Origin of the sequence: Nocardioides silvaticus, assembly GCF_003160695.1 — a bacterium.
Classification (GTDB): domain Bacteria; phylum Actinomycetota; class Actinomycetes; order Propionibacteriales; family Nocardioidaceae; genus Nocardioides; species Nocardioides silvaticus.
The window spans coordinates 236,664-253,384 of sequence record NZ_QGDD01000007.1 but is presented as its reverse complement, the minus strand read 5'-3'; the positions used below and the strand labels follow the sequence as shown (position 1 = coordinate 253,384).

Sequence of the window (16,721 nt, the reverse complement as noted above, 5' to 3'; positions counted from 1 at the left end):
CCCGGACCTGAAACAATGCCGCAGCCGAGCCCCCGTAGCTCAGTGGATAGAGCAGCCGCCTCCTAAGCGAAAGGTCGTAGGTTCGACTCCTACCGGGGGCACCGACCTCACGCGCGCCTGCGCGCGTCGGGCCGTTGCCCCGGGTTAGCGTGCGCCGTGTCCTTCCTGACCGAGACCCTCCTCGTGACCGGTGTCGCGCTCGACCTGGTCGGTGCGGCGGTCCTCTCGCACGCTCACAACGCCGAGTCCGTCGTCGAGCTCCGCGAGGAGGTCGACGACGAGGGCTCCGCGCTCGGCGAGCCGGACGCGGTCTCCACCCACGCGCGGCTGCTGGCGGAGAAGCGGATCGGCTTCCTGCTGCTGACGGTCGGGCTGAGCATCTACCTGTGCGGGATCGTCCTGAAGAGCCCCGAGGACACGGTGTTGATGGCTCCCATCGCCATCGGGGTGGTGGCGGCCGGAGTCGCAGTCAGTGTGGTCTTCATCCGCGTCGCGGGACGGCGGATCCGTGAGCAGGCGCGCAAGGCCGAGGCCCAGGGCGACCCGGACGAGCTCCCGGAGCAGTAGCCCTCAGGTCGCCGACAGACCGGCGATGTCGCCGGCCCGGAACGCGTCGACGAACAGCGCGTGGTCGTCGCGCACGGTCTCGGCGTACGCAAGGGCGAAGTCGACCAGGTCGTCGACGAACTCCTCCTCGCGCTCCCCGATGACCCCGAGGATCGCCTCCTCGGTCTGGAACTCGACCAGCTCCTCGTCGCTGTCCTCGTCGGAGGCGCAGTGCACCTTCGCCGTCGCGCGGCCGAGGTCCTCCAGGAGCGGGGCGATCTCGTCGGGCTCGGTGATGTCGCTCCAGTCCAGGTCGACCTCGTACGGCGAGAGCTCGGCCACGACGAACCCGGTGCCGTCGATGGTGGTCCAGCCGAGGAACTGGTCGGTGTGCGCCTGGAGGGCGCGCTGGCTCACCACGGTGCGGTGGCCGTCGTGCTCGAAGAAGTCGCGGATGCGCCTGTCCTTCACCACCTGGCTGGCGGCGGGGTGGTTGCCCTGCTTCATGCTGAGGACGATGTCGTTCTCGAGGGCCTGGTTGAAGCCCTCGATCAGCACGTTGTAGGCGGGCAGCCCGGCGCTGCCGATGCCGAACCCGGTGCTGGCCACGACGTCCTTGACGTCGTAGTACACCGTCCGGCCCGATCGCTTCCGGGGCGGGATCGTCTCGAGGTAGCGGTCGAAGGCGGCGAGCACCATCGAGCGCTCCGCGGCGTTGAGGTGGCGCGCAGTCGCGTCGTCGACGAACCGTCGATCGTGGTCGGACACGACGGTCATGGACTCGAGCAGGTCGATGCGGGTGCTCCTCCGTGCGACCTGCAGGATCGCGTGCACGGCGCCCTCGGTGTTGTCGAGCCGCAGTGCGAACTCGTCGAGGTCGTCGTCGGTCTCGGCGTACCGCCGGACCTGGTCGACGTAGGCCCGGAGGTAACGGGCGGCCAGGCTGCGTACGTCGTCCTCGGGCAGCGCCTTCTGCCAGCCCATCAGCGCCAGGCTGGCGACGAAGCGGCGCAGGTCCCAGGAGAAGTGACCGAGGTAGGCCTCGTCGAAGTCGTTGACGTCGAAGACGAGCAGGCCCTCGGCGTTCATGTAGGTCCCGAAGTTCTCGGCGTGCAGGTCGCCGTGGATCCAGACGCGGGAGGTCCGCTCGTCGGCCCAGCGGTCCTCGAGGTCGGCCAGGTCGGCGTAGAACAGGCACGCCGAGCCGCGGTAGAACGCGAACGGGTCGGCGGCCATCTTGCGGAACTTGGTCCGGAAGCCGCGGGGGTCGGTCCGCAGCAGGTCGTCGAACGCGTGGGACAGCACGGCGACGACCTGCTGGCGTCGTTCGCGGTCCCCGCTGCTCACCCGGCCAGCCTAGGCAGTCGCTCAGAACTCGGTCGTGCCGCGCAGGCCGCGCGGTCGGCCGTCCGGGTCGTAGAGGTACCGGTACGCCGGGCGGGCCCAGAGCCGGGTGCGCGGCGGGAGGACGGACGGCTCGTGCGACCGGATGCGGCTGCCGGCAGCGCCGACCCGGTCCTGCCAGAGGTCGAGAGCGTGATCGAGGTCGCTCAGGCGCGGGTCGTCCTCCGGAAGGCCGAGGTGCTCGGCCCACAGCGACGAGCGGAGGTTGCGCGGCAGGTCGCCGTCCGGGTCGACGACAGCGCAGGTCAGCTCCGAGTCGTGGGTCCAGGAGCGCAGGTTGAGGTTGTCGGAGCCGATCGTCGTCCAGTGGTCGTCGACCACGCAGATCTTCGCGTGCACGTAGACCGGGGTGCCCGCGTCGTTCACCAGGTCGAACATCGCGAACCGGTCGCCCCCGGCCTCGTGCAGGGCGTCGTAGGCGAGCCGCTGGCCGTAGAGCGAGGGCGGTCCGCCGACGCGGTTGTCCTCCTCGGGGAACCGCGGGACGACGGCGATCACCCGGAGGTCCGGCTCGCGACGCAGTGCCTCGGCGAGCGCCCGGGCGACGACATCGGACCAGAAGTACTGGTCCTCCAGGTAGATCAGCCGGCGAGCCCTCAGGAAGGCGTGCGCGTAGCCGCGGGCGACCGACCGCTCACCGGCGGGCGCGAAAGGGTACGCCGGCCTCTTGGCCGGGTAGGTCCGCAGGAGCTGCACCTGGTGGGTGCCGACCTCGGGCGGAGGGTCCCACCGCTCGGGCAGCGGCTCGGGGTGGCGCGGCATCCGGGCGAGGCGGTGGAGCAGAGCCCGGTAGGGGTTGCGGTGGTCGAGGGGCGTCGGGTCGTCCCAGCGCTCGGCGAAGGTGTCGAGCACGTCGGCCACGGCCGGCCCCCGGATCTCGGCCATCGCGTCGTGCCAGGGCGGCGTGGCGCCGTACCGCTCGTCCAGCGGCGGCGCCTGGGGATCACCCGCGTGGCCGGCGTCGTCCCGGCGCCCGTGGCAGAGGTCGATGCCGCCGACGAACGCGACGTCCTCCTCCGGCCGACCCCGCCGCCGCACGACGACCAGCTTCTGGTGGTGCGACCCGCCGCGGCGGATCCGCTCGTCGAGGAGCGCCTCGCCCCCGCTCTCGTTGATGATCGAGCCGAGGTGCTCGTTCTCCTCGCTGTTGAGGCGGCCGGGGTGGGACCGCCACAGCAGGGCCCGCACCTCCACCCCGCGCCTCGACGCCGACGCGAGCAGCTCCCCGACGGTCGGCCCGTCGGGCGTCATGCGCTCGTCGGCGTCGCCGCGCCAGTCGGTGAGGAAGATGCGGTCGTCCGGCTCGGTCGCTCCGACGACCTCCAGCAGGCGGGCGAAGTAGCTCGCCCCGTGCACGTGCGGAACGACCAGGTTGCCGGACGTCCACGGCCGTTCGGCCGCGGGAAGGAACCAGTCGCTCACCCGTTCAGGCTAGGACCTCGGCGATGCGCTCCACCTGGGTGCGGTCGGAGCTCGTGGGGATCAGCTGCACCTCGTCGGTGCCGATGTCCTCGAACCGCTTGAGCAGGTCGAGCAGCTCGCTCGACGTACCCGCGAAGCCGGCGGTGGCGGCGAGCGCGTCGACGAGGTCGGTGGGCAGCCAGTTCATGTAGTGGCGCAAGTGGCGGTGGATCTGCGCGCGCGGCTCGTCGCCGACGGCGAACCAGAACGACGTGGTCAGCCGCGGCGCCGGGCGACCGGCGTCGCCCCAGTCGGCGCGCGCCTGCTCGAAGAGCCGGCCGACACCAGTCACGTCGCAGTCGAGGGTCACCCCGGCCAGGCCGTCGGCCCAGGACGCGGCGTGCCGCACGGTCTTCGGTCCCATCGTCCCGACGAGGATCTCGGGGCCGCCGGCCTGCACGGGCGGCGGGCCGACCGGGCGGACGGCGTCGACCACCTCGTCTCCGGCCCAGACGCGACGCATGGTCGCAACCCGGTCGGCCATCCCCTGCATGGTCTTCGTCGAGAGCTCGGCACCGGCCGCGCGGTAGTCCTCCTCGCGCCCACCCACCCCGACCCCGACCGAGAGCCGGCCGCCACTGAGCAGGTCGCCGGTGGCGATCGCCTTGGCCAGCTGCACGGGGTGGTGCAGCTGCGGGACGAGCACCGTGGTCGCGATCCGGACCCGCCTGGTCCAGGCGGACACGGCGCCGAGCAGGGTGAGCGCGTCGGGGTTGTCGAACGCCATCCGCTCGCCGAAGCAGAGCGAGGAGAACGGCCCGTCGTCGACGAGGCGCGACCACGACTCGAGGGTCGCGGCGTCGAGGTCCGGCTCCATCACCGGGAGCGTCATGCCGACCTGCATGTGGTTCCTGCTGTCGGTGCCGGTGCTGACGGTGCTCAGGAGACGCGCTCGAACGTGATGCCGGCTGCCTGCAGCCGGGCCAGGAGGGCGTCGCCCATCGCCTGGGCGGTGGTCACCTGGCCCGCGGTCGGCGGGTTGTCGTCGAGCGCCAGGCACAGCGACGCCTCGGCCAGCATCTTCGCGGTCTCGGTGTAGCCGGGGTCGCCGCCCGACACCTTGGTCCGCACCTGCGTGCCGGCGCTTTCGGCGACGAACTCGACGGTGAACCACGACGCGTTGCGGCGGCCCTCCGACGGGCCGCTGCCCTGCGGCACCCGCTTCTTCAGCAGGTCCCGCACCGGCGGGACCTGCGCCGCCACGGCGAGCGCGCCGGCACCGACCATGCCGCCGCCGGCGTACCGCAGCGTCTTGGTGCCGGCGTAGTGGGAGTAGCGGAAGTCCGGGCCGTACGACGACAGCGCGGCCCCGCTGCGGGCCACGATGAACGGGTCGATGGTCGGCAGCGGCACCAGCCAGTAGCCGAGCACGCCGTCGCGCCCGGGCTTGCCGCCGACACCCTTCGAGCGCCGGCCCTCGGGGCGCGGCTCGACCCGCTTGCGGGCCTGCATCGCCTCGCGCATCTGCCGCGCACGGGAGAACGCGCCGAGCGCGGAGTGGAAGGTGCCGCCGGAGAAGGTGCCGTTGGAGCGGACCACGCCGCGCATCGTGACCGGCGCGGTGATCTCGCCGCCGAGCTCCTCGGCCAGCTGCTGGATCGTGAAGTAGGCGCCGAGGTCGTGCGGGATCGAGTCGAAGCCGCACGCCTGGACCAGCCGGGCACCGCTGGCCTCGGCGGTGGCCTGGTGCTCGACGTACATCCGGTCGACGAACTCCGGCTCGCCGGTCAGGTCGGCGTAGTCGGTGCCCTCCTGGGCGCAGGCCGCGACCAGCGGGCCGCCGTGCTCGAGGTAGGGGCCGACGGTCGTGGCGACGACCTTGGTCGACGACGCCATCTCGCGCAGGCTGGCCTCCTCGGAGGAGTCGGCGACCACCAGCTCGACCCCCTCACCGGCGGCGCCGAGCCGGTCGCGGACCGCCTCCAGCTTCTCCTTGCTGCGACCCGCGATCGCCCACCGCAGCCCGTCCGGCGCGTGCGCCGCCAGGTAGTCGGCCGTCAAGCCTCCGGTGAAGCCGGTGGCGCCGAGGAGGACGAGGTCGTAGGTGCGGGTGCTGCCGGACTCGGTCATATGAGCATCGTCGCACCCGTCGCGAACCGGATGGAACCTCCGGGGGCCCGCGTTCCGTCGTACGGTCAAGCAGCCAGCGGTGACAGGCATCGGAGAGTCCGTGGATCGAGACAGCGAGGCGGAGTACGCCGCCTACGTGGAGCAGTCGTGGGGGACGTTGGTCCGTGCGGCCGTGTTCCTCGGGGCGCTGCCGCACGAGGCGGAGGACCTCGCCCAGACCACGCTCGTGCGGTGCTACACCGGCTGGGACAAGGTGAGCAGCGCGGACAACCGGGACGCCTACGTCTACCGGATGCTCCTCAACTGCCTACGCGACACCCGGCGCACCCGGTGGTGGAAGGACCGCGCTGCGACCGGGGAGCTCGAGGACGGCAGTCGGACCACGGCCGTCGGTGACGGCACCGACGCGGTCGCCGTGGCCGACGCCGTGCACCGCGCGCTCGCGTGCCTCACCAAGCCGAACCGGGACGTGGTGGTGCTGCGTTACTTCGTGCAGCTCACCGAGAAGCAGACCGCCGACGTCCTGGGGGTGCCGGCGGGCACGGTGAAGAGTCGCCTGTCCCGGTCGCTGGCCCAGCTGGCTGCGAACGACCACATCCTCGACCTGAGTGGAGGGGCGTCGCGATGACCGACCTCGAAGACCTGTGGGACGACCTGCCCGTCGGCAAGGCGCCCACCCACGACATCCTGCGTGCCGGGCGGGCGGCAGCCTCTGGTGGGACCGCCTCCTCCCCCGCCTCGAAGCGTCGCCGGTTCGTGCTCAAGCCTCTGCTCACCGCCGGCGTCGCGACCGCCGTCGCCGGCGCGTTCCTCGCCGGCACGCTGGTGGAGGGTGGTGGTGGCGGGGACGACTCGCGGGCCGGCGGGGACGGGCCGGGCGGCTCGCCCACCCACGTCGCCTTCCAGGCCGACCTCGACCCCGCGAAGTCCTGCGACGACCTGCTCACCACCTACGTCGACCGCGGGCTCGACCGGGTCACGCCGTGGGGCTGGGCGGAGCGGGTGCCCTACTACTTCGACCAGTGGGCGCGCGACGGTTTGAACAACAGGGCGTTGGCAGACATGCAGTTCGCCCCAACGGCCGAGTTGAGCAGGCAGTACAAGGCCCTTGACGGGGCGACTACGTCCCGCCAGCAGAACAGCGACACCGGCACCAACGTCCAGGAGATCGGCGTCGACGAGCCGGACCTGGTGAAGACCGACGGCGAGCTCCTGCTCCGGCTCCGCGACGACGAGCTGATCGTCTACGACGTGACCGGAACGCGCACCGAGCGCCTCTCCTCGATCGATCTCGACGGGCTCGAGGACGGAGAGATCATGCTGGCCGGCGACACCGTGGTCGCGGTCGGCATCGACGACGAGGCACCGCGGCGTCGTACCGCCGCCGGCACCCAAGCCCGGATCGGCACCCGCGTCCTCACCGTCTCGATCGCCGACCCGGCTCGGCCCGAGGTCGTCGACGACGTGGCCTACGACGCCAAGCTGCTGTCCGCGCGCCAGCACGGCGACGCGGTCCGGTTGGTGCTGTCGAGCGGGCTGCCGGACCTCGACTTCGTCCGCCCGGGCAAGGGGCGCAACGAGCGGGAGGCGCGCCTGGAGAACCAGGAGGTCGTCGAGAGCTCGACGATCGCGGACTGGCTGCCGCTCATCACCGCCAACGACGAGGACCCCGCGCGGCTGCTCGACTGCACCGACGTGGCGGTCCCGCCCGACGAGCTGACTCTCGACACCGTGAGCGTGGTCGGGTTCGACGCGGCCACCCCGGCCGAGGTCGACGCGATCGGCCTGGCCGGCGCGACCGACATCGCCTACGAGTCGGTCGACCACCTCTACCTGGCCGCGAGCCCGAGCTGGGGCACCGGGTTCGAGTGCTGGGAGTGCATCGGCAGTCGCGTGCTGCCGAGCGTGACCGGCGGCAACACCTACCTCTTCGACTTCGCGCTCGACGGCACCTCGGCGACCCACGTGGCGTCCGGCGAGGTCGAGGGCGCGATCGACGACCGGTGGGCGATGGACGAGGCCGGCGGCGTGCTGCGGGTCGCGGTCACACCGACCTCGGAGACCGGCAATTTCAACTCGGTGGTGACGCTCGAGCGTGACGGGCAGGACCTGGTCGAGGTCGGCCGGCTCGACCGACTGGGCCGCAACGAGGACCTGAAGTCGGTGCGCTGGTTCGACGGGCTCGCGATCCTGGTGACGTTCCGCCAGGTCGACCCGCTCTACGCCGTCGACCTCACCGACGTGTCGCGCCCGAGGTTGATCTCGAAGCTGAAGATCCCCGGCTTCTCGGAGTACCTCCACCCGCTCGGCCCCAAGCGCCTCGTGGGCGTCGGCGAGGGCCGTGCCTTCCAGAGCCGGGCGTGGGGCGCCCAGGTCGGGCTGTTCAACGTCGCGGACCTGGAGAACGTGCACCGGATGAACGTCCAGCACTACGCGCCCGGCACCCGAGCTCTGGCCGGCACCGACCCGCGGTCGTTCACGTTCATCAACGACCACCGCACGATCCTCACGGTGATCGAGGACCAGCGGCGGGCACGGGTGGGCTACCTCTCGGTGCTGCGGATCGTCGACGGCGAGCTGCGCAACCGGATGGTCCAGGTGGAGTACGGCGACGACATCGAGCAGGTGCGCGCCGTACCTCTCCCCGACGGGCGGGTGGTCCTCGTGACCGGCGAGGACGTCGAGTTCTTCGACCTGCGGGACCGTTCGTAGGTCTGCCCCAGCGCGGAATACCCGGCCGGCCGGGTATTCCACGGGTTGTCAGCCGTTGCAATGGCTGACAACCCGTGGAAACAACGGACAACCCTGGGCCCCGCCGGCCCGACGTAGGCTCGGACCATGTGCCGCAACATCCGAGTCCTCCACAACTTCGAGCCGCCCGCGACGACGGACGAGGTGACCGCGGCCGCGCTGCAGTACGTGCGCAAGGTCAGCGGTACGACGAAGCCGTCGCAGGCCAACCAGGAGGCGTTCGACCGCGCCGTCCACGAGGTCGCGCACGCCACCCAGCACCTGCTGGACGCGCTGGTGACCAACGCGCCCCCGAAGGACCGTGAGGTCGAGGCCGCGAAGGCGCGCGAGCGGGCGAAGCTGCGCTACGGCTGAGTCGTGACGCGATGAGCTCCCGGCTGGACGAGGCGTTCGCGGCGGTCCCCCGCCGCGACTTCCTCCCCGCCGGGCAGCAGGCGTCCGCGCACCTCGACCGCGCCCTCGACATCGGCCACGGCGTCACCAACAGCCAGCCGACGACGGTGCGCACCATGCTGGCGCTGCTCGACCCGCAGCCCGGCGACCGGGTCCTCGATGTCGGCTCCGGCTCCGGCTGGACCACCGCCCTCCTCGCCCACCTCGTCGCCCCCGACGGCTGCGTGATCGCCGTCGAGCGGATCCCCGAGCTCGTCGAGCGGAGTCGGGAGGCGCTGGGGCGGATAGTCCCTGACGAAAAGCACCCGGATCCGTCCGAATCAGGTGCTTTTCGTCAGGGACTATCCCGCTTCGCGCCGGCCACCATCCACCCGGCCGACCCAGGGGTGCTGGGCCGGCCGGAGGAGGCGCCGTACGACCGGGTGCTGGTCTCGGCCGACGCGGACCAGGTGCCGATGGCCCTCGTGGAGCAGCTGGCGGTCGGGGGTGTGCTGGTCGTCCCGGTGGTCGGGGTGATGCACCGGATCGTGCTCACCCCGGAGGGGCCGGTGGTGGAGCAGCACGGCCGCTACGCGTTCGTGCCGCTCATCGAGGACTGACCGGGGGATCAGCCGACGCCGGCCTCCGCGTCGGAGGTGACGGTGACGCTCTCGGCGAGCTCGACGATCTGCTCGTCGGTCAGCTCGATGGTCTCCCAGACCTGGATCAGGACCAGCTTGTCGCCCTGGAAGTAGCGGAGGTTGCGGGTCTCGCCGGGCGCCCCCTGCAGGACGCCGGGCTCGCCGTTCACGGTGACGTCCTGCCCGTCGCCGAGCCGCTGCGCGGCGCTCTGCGACTCGAGCATGATCACGACCTTGCCGTCGAACCCCAGGTAGTGGCTGTCGTCGCCGGGCTCGGCGAGGGTCAGCACGAAGGCGTCCGACCCCTGGATCACATATCCCTCCGGCACCTTGCCGAGCTCGAAGCCCTCCACCTGCGGCCCGGTGTAGGCCACCAGCGGCAGGGCGTCGGACGGGCTCGGAGCCACCGTCGGCGGGTTGTCGACGGGGTCGTCGCCGATGACGACCACGACGCCGAGCGCCGCGCCCACCCCGAGGGTGAGGCCGGTGCCGGCGATCGCGGCGCGCGTGCGCCGCCGGCGGCCGAGGGCGGTGTGGGCGCGGGCCAGGTCGCCCGCGACGTCGCCGTCGGAGGGGGTCGCGGCGGAGTCGAGGCGGGCCAGGCGGTCGAGCAGGTCGTTCATCGGGGGTCTCCTTCGAGAGTGGGTACGGCGAGGGCAGCGCGGAGCTTCTCCAGCCCGCGTGCGGTCTGGCTCTTGACGGTGCCGACGGAGCAGCCGAGCGCGTGCGCGGTGTCGTCGACGGAGAGGTCGTGGACGTGGCGCAGCACGACCGCCGCGCGCATCCGCGGCGGCAGGGCGCCGAGGGCCGCGACGAGCTCGGCGTCGAGCTCCTCGGACCGACCGGCGCCGGGCGCGGCCGCGGTGTCGGGGAGCTCCGCCGCGGCGTGCTCCCGGCGGGTGGAGCCGCGGCGGTGGTGGTCGGCGGTGCAGTTGACGAGGGTGCGGCGGGCGTAGGCGAGCGGGTTGCCCGACCGGGCCCGTCCCCACGCCAGGTAGACCCGCACCAGCGCGGTCTGCACCAGGTCCTCGGCGAGGTGACCGTCGCCCGCGGCCAGCAGGCGCGCGGTGGTCACCAGCCCGCCTCGGTGGGCACGGACGAAGTCGGCGAACTCGCGGTCGCGGTCTCGGCTGCTCAGCACGGTGCCTCCATGCTCCTACAACGGATCCGCGGCGCCGCGGGGTTGCACGGGGTCGCCGTACTCTTGCTGGCGTGACGACCGCGGGGAGCCTCGACAGGCTCGACCAACGGGCCGGAAGCGCGCTGGAGCTGTGCGCCGGCCGTCCCTTGGTGGTGCTGACCGGCGCCGGGCTGTCGACCGACTCGGGCATCCCGGACTACCGCGGGCCGGGGTCACCGGCGCGGATGCCGATGACCTACCAGGAGTTCGTGTCCGGGCGGGAGGCGCAGCAGCGGTACTGGGCCCGCTCCCACCTCGGCTGGTCGCGGATGGGCGGCGCGGCGCCGAACCTCGGTCACCACGCGGTCGCGCAGCTAGACGCCGAGCTGGTCATCACCCAGAACGTCGACGGCCTCCACGAGGCGGTCGGCACCCCGGCCCTCGTCGCGCTGCACGGCCGGATCGCCGACGTGGTCTGCCTGTCCTGCCGGCGTACGACGACGCGCGCCGCCCTGCAGCAGCGGCTGGCCGAGCTCAATCCCGGCTGGGTGGAGCGGCACGCATCGGTCGCCTCCCGGCCCGACGGCGACGTCGACCTCGAGGACACCGCCGGCTTCGTCGTACCCGGGTGCGACGACTGTGGCGGCGACCTCAAGCCCGACGTCGTGTTCTTCGGCGAGAACGTCCCGCCCGCGCGGGTCGCTCGCTGCTACGCCGCGGTCGACGCGCTGCCCGACCTCGGCGGCGTGCTGCTCGTCGCCGGCTCCAGCCTCACCGTGATGAGCGGCCTCCGGTTCGTCCGCCGCGCGGCCAAGCTCGGCGTGCCCGTCGTCATCCTCAACCGCGGCGAGACCCGCGGCGACCCGCTGGCGTCCTACAAGGTCGACGCGGGCACCTCGGAATGGCTGACGCAGCTCGCGTCGGCGCGTCGTCCGCAAGCCGCCGGCGGCCTCGACCCGTGACGGCGTCGACCGCGGCGCGGCAGCGTGTCGCTCGCGCAGAAGGCTAGAGTCGTTTGACGAAGATGTGGTCCGCGGCCTCGGGGAAGATCTCGGCGCTCTCGCCGCCGGAGCCGACGAGCACGCCGTCGGCGGTGGCCTGGATCGTGATCGTCTTGTCGGGCAGCGCGCCGACGCGGCGCATGGCGCTCATCAGCGACTCGTCCTTCTGCATCTCCTCGGAGATCCGGCGGACCAGGGCGCGGCTGGGTTCCTCGGCCGCGGCCTTCGAGAGCGGCTCGACGTCGGCCATGAACGCCTCGCCGTCGTTGTCCTCGCCGAGCTCGGCGAGGCCGGGGATCGGGTTGCCGTAGGGCGACTCCGTGGGGTGGTCGAGCAGCTCGAGCAACCGGCGCTCGACGGTCTCGGAGATCACGTGCTCCCAGCGGCACGCCTCCTCGTGGACGAGCTCCCAGTCGAGACCGATGACGTCGGTGAGCAGCCGCTCGGCGAGCCGGTGCTTGCGCATCACCCGGGTGGCGAGCCGCAGTCCGTCGTCGGTGAGCTCGAGGTGCCGGTCGCCCTCGACCGTCAGGAGGCCGTCGCGCTCCATCCGGGCCACCGTCTGCGAGACGGTCGGGCCGCTCTGGTGCAGGCGTTCGGCGATCCGCGCCCGCAGCGGGACGATCCCCTCTTCGACCAGCTCGTAGATGGTGCGGAGGTACATCTCCGTGGTGTCGATCAGGTCACTCACGGTCCCCATCCTGTCTCATGGGCCCAGGCTTATGCACCGAAGGGCGGGTTTGGCAGGCTCAGGGGATGCAGCCCAACCACGAGCCGCTCACCATCCCCCAGCGCTTCCACGGTCCGCGCCGCTCCGGCAACGGCGGGTGGACGGCGGGCGCGCTGGCCGAGCGCCTCGCCGGCACCGGGACGGCGAGCACGGTCGCCCTCCGGCTCCCGCCGCCGCTGGAGACGCCACTCAAGATCGAGGAGAGCGAGACCGGGCTCGCGGCCGTCCACGACGGGCGGACCGTTGCCGAGGCCCGCGTCGCCGCGGCCGACCTGGAGCCGGTCGCCGCGGTGAGCGCGGCGGAGGCCGCCGACGCGCAGACCCGCTATCCCGGCTTCGAGAAGCACCCGTTCCCGACCTGCTTCGCCTGCGGCCCCGACCGCGAGGAGGGCGAGGGGCTGCACATCTTCCCCGGTCCCGTCGCCGGCGACGCCTCGCGCGTGGCCACAACGTGGACGCCGTACGACGTCACGGTGCCCATCGCCTGGGCCGCGCTCGACTGCTCCGGCGGCTGGGCGACGGGCGTGGGCGAGCGGCCGATGGTGCTCGGCACGATGACCGCGCGGATCGACCGGCTCCCGGTCTCCGGCGAGCAGCACGTCGTGGTCGGCACCCTGCGCCGCGAGGAGGGCCGCAAGGCGTTCACCGCCTCCTCCCTCTACGCGCCCGACGGCGCCCTGATCGCGACTGCCGAGCACGTCTGGATCGCCGTCGACGTCGAGGACTTCGCGTGAGCACCCCGCCGGCGCAGCCGGCTGCGGGCTGGTGGCAGGAGGCCGTCGTCTACCAGGTCTACATCCGCAGCTTCGCCGACGCGGACGGCGACGGCGTCGGCGATCTCGCGGGCATCACCTCCCGGCTGCCCTACCTGCGCGACCTCGGCGTCGACGCGCTCTGGATCACGCCGTTCTACCGGTCCCCGCAGAAGGACCACGGCTACGACGTCGCCGACTACCTCGACATCGACCCGCTGTTCGGTGCCCTCGACGACGCCGACGCGCTGCTCGCCCGCGCCCACGAGGTCGGGCTCCGCGTGATCGTCGACCTGGTGCCCAACCACACCTCCGACCAGCACCCGTGGTTCCAGGCGGCGCTCGCCGCTCCCCCGGGCTCGCCGGAGCGGGCTCGCTACCTGTTCCGCGACGGCCGGGGCCCCGACGGCAGCGAGCCGCCCAACAACTGGGGCTCGATCTTCGGCGGCCCCGCCTGGACCAGGATCACGGAGCCGGACCCTTCGACAGGCTCGGGGACCCGGCCGGGCCAGTGGTACCTCCACCTGTTCGACACCTCCCAGCCTGACCTCGACTGGCGCAACCCCGAGGTGGGCGACATGTTCGAGGACGTGCTCCGGTTCTGGCTCGACCGCGGTGTCGACGGGTTCCGGATCGACGTCGCGCACGGCCTCTACAAGGAGGCGACCCTGCGCGACCAGGACCAGTCCGAGCTGGTGGACGACCCGACCGGCTCGATGGTCGAGCGGGTGCTCCGCGACGAGCCGATGTGGGAGCAGCCCGAGGTGCACGACGTCTACCGGCGGTGGCGGCGCGTGCTCGAGGAGTACGGCGCCGCCGGCTCGCCCGACGAGCGCATCGCCGTCGCAGAAGCCTGGACGCGGACCGCAGCGTCGATGGCGGAGTTCGTGCGCTCCGACGAGCTGCACCAGGCGTTCAACTTCGCCTGGCTCACCGCTGAGTGGTCGGCCCCCGCGTTCGCCGAGGTCGTCACCGGGTCGATCGCGGCGCTCGCGACGGCCGAGGCCGCACCGCCGACCTGGGTGCTCAGCAATCACGACGTCGTCCGCCACCCGACGCGGTACGGCGGCGGCCCGGTCGGCCTCGCCCGCGCCCGCGCCGCGACGCTGGTGATGCTCGCGCTGCCGGGCTCGGCCTACCTCTACCAGGGCGAGGAGCTCGGCCTCGAGCAGGTCGACGTGCCGCCCGAGGCGCGGCAGGACCCCTCGTGGTTCCGCACCGGCCAGCCCGGACGGGACGGCTGCCGGGTCCCGCTGCCGTGGGCGGGCACCGCGCCGCCGTACGGCTTCAGCCCCGGCGACGCCCAGCCCTGGATCCCCCAGCCCGGCGACTGGGCCACCCTCACGGTGGCGGCGCAGGAGGACGACGAGGACTCGACGCTCGCGTTCTACCGCCGGGCGCTGGCCGCGCGTCGCACCTGGGTCCGCGGCACCGACGAGGCGTGCACCGCGGAGGCAGGGGGCGACGTCCTCGTCGTACGACGGGGCGGGGTGACCGTGCTCCTCAACGCCGGCGAGCGCTCGGTGCCGATGCCGGCGGGCGAGGTGCTGATCAGCAGCGGGCCGGTCGGCGACCGGCTCCCGCCGGACACGGCGGTCTGGCTGAGGGGCTGAGGTCGTCGGGCCCTCAGGCCCAGGACTCGTCGGCCCCGAGCGCCTGGTTGTAGCGGTGCATGGTGCCGGCGAAGGCGAGGATCTCGTCGGCGGTCCAGTCACCGAGCCGCTCGTCGAACCACTTGCGCCGGTGCTCGGTGACGTCCCGGAACCGGCGGGCGCCCTCGTCGCTGACGCTGATCAGCGTGGCGCGGCCGTCGTCGGGATCCGGCGTGCGGTCGACCAGGCCGAGGTCGACCAGGTGCTGCACCTGACGGCTGATCGCGCCCTTGTCGACGTCGAAGATCGTGCTCATCGCCGACGCCCGGAGCGGCCCGTGGTCGACGACGTAGCCGAGCATCAGGTACGACGAGGACTGCAGGTCGGGGTGCACCAGCCGGGCCCGCTCGCCGATCACGCGGCGCACCCGGCGGATGAGCACGCCTACCTCGCGCTCGAGCTCGCGGAGGGCATCAGGACGGGCGGTGGTCATGACCGGACATCCTCCTGCACCAGCTCGTCGGTCGCCTCGGGGGCCGCCGTCTCGGCCGGGCCGGAGTGGGTCCGCAGCGGCACCTCCTTGATGAAGAGCACGCACAGGAAGGCGGCGACCGCGAACGGCACGGCGATGAGGAACAGGTGCCCGGTCGCGCTTCCCATCGCGGCCTCGTAGACGGTCTGCACCGGACCGGGCAGCGCGCTGACGTCGGGGATGTCGCCGGTGGAGTGCTCGAGCGAGCCGAGCTCTGAGGGGCTCAGCCGGCCCTCGGCCGCCAGCCGCGTGACGCCGGCCTTCACGTCGCCGCTGACCTGGTGGGCCAGCACCGCGCCGAGCGCCGAGACGCCGATCGAGCCGCCCAGCGAGCGGAAGAACGCGACGACCGAGCTGGCGGCGCCCAGGTCCTTGGGGTGCGCGGTGTTCTGCACGGCGAGCACGAGGTTCTGCATCGAGGCGCCGAGGCCGACGCCGACAACGACCATGAACCCGATGATGACGAGCAGCGACGTCTCATCATCGATCGTGCCGAGCAGGCCGAGGCCGACGGCGACGAGGAAGGTGCCGCCGACCAGGTAGCGCTTCCAGAGGCCGGTCGCGGTGATGAGCCGCCCGGTGACCGTGGTGGAGGCGACCAGCCCGCCGACCATCGCGATCGACATCAGGCCGGCCTCGGTCGGGCTCATCCCGCGGGCGAGCTGGAAGTACTGGCCGAGGTAGACCGTCGAGCCGAACATCGCCACACCGACCATCACCGACGCGATCGTGGCGAGGGTGATCGTGCGGTCCTTGAAGAGGTGGAGCGGGATCACCGGCTCGGCTGCGACCCGGCCCTCGACGTACACCGCCGCGGCGACGAGCGCGACGCCGCCGCCGACGAGGAGGGCGGTGGTGCCGGAGACCCAGTCGAAGCTGGTGCCGGCCAGCGACACCCAGATCAGCACCAGGCTGACGCCGCCGACGATCAGCGTCGCGCCGAGGTAGTCGATGTGCACTTCACGCCGCACCACCGGCAGGTTCAGCGTCTTCTGCAGCACGACGAACGCCAGCGCCGCGACCGGGAGCCCCAGGAAGAAGCAGCCCCGCCAGCCCAACGCGCTGTCGACGATGACGCCACCGAGCAGCGGGCCGCTGACGGTCGCGGCGGCGAACGTCGCGCCGATGTAGCCGCTGTAGCGGCCGCGCTCGCGTGGGCTGACCATCGACGCGATCACGACCTGGACCAGGGCGGTCAGGCCGCCGATGCCGAGGCCCTGCACGGCGCGGCCAGCGATGAGGACCTCCATGCTCGGCGCGAACGCCGCGATGAGCGAGCCGATCGAGAAGATGACGAGCGCGCTCTGCACCAGCAGCTTCTTGCTGAACAGGTCGGCGAACTTGCCCCAGATCGGCGTCGTCGCCGTCATCGTCAGCAGCGTCGCCACGACCACCCAGGTGTAGCCGGTCTGGTTGCCGTGCAGGTCGGTCACGATCGCGGGCAGCGCGTTGGTGACAACGGTGCTCGACAGCATCGCGACGAACATCGCGAGCAGCAGGCCGGTCAGGGCCTCCAGGATCTCGCGGTGCGACATCTGGCCGCTCTGCTCGGCAGGGGCTGTCTCGGTCATGCGGGGTGCGCCTCGGTTCATCACTCGGAGATTGGTTGCAAGTGTCAACCTTATTGAGGTTAGTTGCCTACGTCAACTTCTCGCGGGCTCGAGGCGGGGCGAGTCGCGCGATGGCGCGACACGCTCGGCCCAAACAAAACTGAAGCGACCCGCAGGCGTTGGTCCGTTCGGACCGCAC

Annotated in this window: 17 protein-coding genes and 1 tRNA gene; 9 read left to right on the top strand and 9 right to left on the bottom strand. The window is 72.3% G+C overall.

The window, feature by feature from the left end:
• Positions 1-28 precede the first annotated feature (28 nt).
• Both DJ010_RS16205 and DJ010_RS16200 read left to right on the top strand, forming a co-directional pair.
• Positions 29-101, top strand: a tRNA-Arg gene (locus DJ010_RS16205).
• Between the two features lie 55 nt (positions 102-156).
• Positions 157-567 (top strand): hypothetical protein, encoded by a 411-nt coding sequence (locus DJ010_RS16200; RefSeq protein WP_109695605.1) that lies wholly within the window; start codon positions 157-159, stop codon positions 565-567.
• Positions 568-570: 3 nt separating this feature from the next.
• Here DJ010_RS16200 and DJ010_RS16195 read toward each other — a convergent pair whose 3' ends face one another.
• Genes DJ010_RS16195 through DJ010_RS16180 form a run of 4 tightly spaced genes read right to left on the bottom strand, consistent with a single transcriptional unit; the run spans position 571 to position 5,481 of the window.
• The gene (locus DJ010_RS16195) at positions 571-1,893 is read right to left on the bottom strand and encodes a DUF2252 domain-containing protein (RefSeq protein ID WP_109695602.1); all 1,323 of its coding nucleotides are present in this window, start codon (positions 1,891-1,893) and stop codon (positions 571-573) included.
• A gap of 21 nt (positions 1,894-1,914) precedes the next feature.
• On the bottom strand, positions 1,915-3,372 hold the full coding sequence (locus DJ010_RS16190; RefSeq protein WP_109695600.1) for a phospholipase D family protein: 1,458 nt from the start codon (positions 3,370-3,372) through the stop codon (positions 1,915-1,917).
• A 4-nt stretch (positions 3,373-3,376) separates the two neighbouring features.
• Positions 3,377-4,255 (bottom strand): LLM class flavin-dependent oxidoreductase, encoded by an 879-nt coding sequence (locus tag DJ010_RS16185; RefSeq protein ID WP_211318829.1) that lies wholly within the window; start codon positions 4,253-4,255, stop codon positions 3,377-3,379.
• 35 nt (positions 4,256-4,290) lie between these two features.
• Positions 4,291-5,481, bottom strand: a complete 1,191-nt coding sequence (locus tag DJ010_RS16180) for a saccharopine dehydrogenase family protein (protein WP_109695598.1) — start codon at positions 5,479-5,481, stop codon at positions 4,291-4,293.
• A gap of 100 nt (positions 5,482-5,581) precedes the next feature.
• Here DJ010_RS16180 and DJ010_RS16175 point away from each other — a divergent pair, with 100 nt between their 5' ends.
• From DJ010_RS16175 to DJ010_RS16160, 4 genes are all read left to right on the top strand, one after another.
• Positions 5,582-6,109, top strand: coding sequence for a SigE family RNA polymerase sigma factor (locus DJ010_RS16175; protein WP_109695596.1), 528 nt, complete (start codon positions 5,582-5,584; stop codon positions 6,107-6,109).
• Positions 6,106-8,193: a beta-propeller domain-containing protein gene (locus DJ010_RS16170; RefSeq protein WP_109695594.1), complete on the top strand. Its 2,088-nt coding sequence runs from the start codon at positions 6,106-6,108 to the stop codon at positions 8,191-8,193. Before DJ010_RS16175 ends, DJ010_RS16170 begins: the two co-directional genes overlap by 4 nt.
• 126 nt (positions 8,194-8,319) lie before the next feature.
• Complete coding sequence (locus DJ010_RS16165) at positions 8,320-8,586, top strand: DUF2277 domain-containing protein (protein WP_109695592.1); 267 nt, start codon at positions 8,320-8,322, stop codon at positions 8,584-8,586.
• Positions 8,587-8,597: 11 nt separating this feature from the next.
• Entirely contained in the window at positions 8,598-9,224 is a 627-nt protein-coding gene (locus tag DJ010_RS16160; protein WP_109695590.1) for a protein-L-isoaspartate O-methyltransferase family protein, read from the top strand.
• 8 nt (positions 9,225-9,232) lie between these two features.
• On the opposite strand, the gene DJ010_RS16155 is transcribed toward DJ010_RS16160, so the two are convergent.
• Positions 9,233-9,868 carry a hypothetical protein gene (locus DJ010_RS16155; protein ID WP_109695588.1) on the bottom strand — a complete coding sequence of 212 codons (636 nt, stop codon included), beginning with the start codon at positions 9,866-9,868 and terminating at the stop codon, positions 9,233-9,235.
• Positions 9,865-10,386 (bottom strand): SigE family RNA polymerase sigma factor, encoded by a 522-nt coding sequence (locus tag DJ010_RS16150; protein ID WP_342769508.1) that lies wholly within the window; start codon positions 10,384-10,386, stop codon positions 9,865-9,867. The genes DJ010_RS16155 and DJ010_RS16150 overlap by 4 nt, the downstream gene beginning before the upstream one ends.
• A 71-nt stretch (positions 10,387-10,457) precedes the next feature.
• Here DJ010_RS16150 and DJ010_RS16145 point away from each other — a divergent pair, with 71 nt between their 5' ends.
• Positions 10,458-11,327: a Sir2 family NAD-dependent protein deacetylase gene (locus tag DJ010_RS16145; RefSeq protein ID WP_109695586.1), complete on the top strand. Its 870-nt coding sequence runs from the start codon at positions 10,458-10,460 to the stop codon at positions 11,325-11,327.
• Positions 11,328-11,370: 43 nt separating this feature from the next.
• On the opposite strand, the gene DJ010_RS16140 is transcribed toward DJ010_RS16145, so the two are convergent.
• A complete protein-coding gene (locus DJ010_RS16140; RefSeq protein ID WP_109695705.1) occupies positions 11,371-12,057 on the bottom strand; it encodes an iron-dependent transcriptional repressor DtxR in 687 nt (228 codons plus the stop codon).
• Positions 12,058-12,122: 65 nt separating this feature from the next.
• Here DJ010_RS16140 and DJ010_RS16135 point away from each other — a divergent pair, with 65 nt between their 5' ends.
• Both DJ010_RS16135 and DJ010_RS16130 read left to right on the top strand, forming a co-directional pair.
• Positions 12,123-12,830: a hypothetical protein gene (locus tag DJ010_RS16135; RefSeq protein WP_109695584.1), complete on the top strand. Its 708-nt coding sequence runs from the start codon at positions 12,123-12,125 to the stop codon at positions 12,828-12,830.
• Positions 12,827-14,461 (top strand): glycoside hydrolase family 13 protein, encoded by a 1,635-nt coding sequence (locus DJ010_RS16130; protein ID WP_109695582.1) that lies wholly within the window; start codon positions 12,827-12,829, stop codon positions 14,459-14,461. Before DJ010_RS16135 ends, DJ010_RS16130 begins: the two co-directional genes overlap by 4 nt.
• Positions 14,462-14,474: 13 nt before the next feature.
• Here the strand turns inward: DJ010_RS16130 and DJ010_RS16125 are convergent, their stop codons facing one another.
• Positions 14,475-14,933: a MarR family winged helix-turn-helix transcriptional regulator gene (locus DJ010_RS16125; RefSeq protein WP_109695580.1), complete on the bottom strand. Its 459-nt coding sequence runs from the start codon at positions 14,931-14,933 to the stop codon at positions 14,475-14,477.
• Positions 14,930-16,543: an MDR family MFS transporter gene (locus DJ010_RS16120; protein WP_109695577.1), complete on the bottom strand. Its 1,614-nt coding sequence runs from the start codon at positions 16,541-16,543 to the stop codon at positions 14,930-14,932. The genes DJ010_RS16125 and DJ010_RS16120 overlap by 4 nt, the downstream gene beginning before the upstream one ends.
• Positions 16,544-16,721 lie beyond the last annotated feature (178 nt).

Coding starts and splice junctions, on each gene's coding strand:
- DJ010_RS16185 (WP_211318829.1), bottom strand. CDS start 4,255: ATGCAGGTCGGCATGACGCTCCCGGTGATGGAGCCGGACCTCGACGCC.
- DJ010_RS16180 (WP_109695598.1), bottom strand. CDS start 5,481: ATGACCGAGTCCGGCAGCACCCGCACCTACGACCTCGTCCTCCTCGGC.
- DJ010_RS16170 (WP_109695594.1), top strand. CDS start 6,106: ATGACCGACCTCGAAGACCTGTGGGACGACCTGCCCGTCGGCAAGGCG.
- DJ010_RS16165 (WP_109695592.1), top strand. CDS start 8,320: ATGTGCCGCAACATCCGAGTCCTCCACAACTTCGAGCCGCCCGCGACG.
- DJ010_RS16160 (WP_109695590.1), top strand. CDS start 8,598: ATGAGCTCCCGGCTGGACGAGGCGTTCGCGGCGGTCCCCCGCCGCGAC.
- DJ010_RS16155 (WP_109695588.1), bottom strand. CDS start 9,868: ATGAACGACCTGCTCGACCGCCTGGCCCGCCTCGACTCCGCCGCGACC.
- DJ010_RS16135 (WP_109695584.1), top strand. CDS start 12,123: ATGCAGCCCAACCACGAGCCGCTCACCATCCCCCAGCGCTTCCACGGT.
- DJ010_RS16125 (WP_109695580.1), bottom strand. CDS start 14,933: ATGACCACCGCCCGTCCTGATGCCCTCCGCGAGCTCGAGCGCGAGGTA.
- DJ010_RS16120 (WP_109695577.1), bottom strand. CDS start 16,543: ATGACCGAGACAGCCCCTGCCGAGCAGAGCGGCCAGATGTCGCACCGC.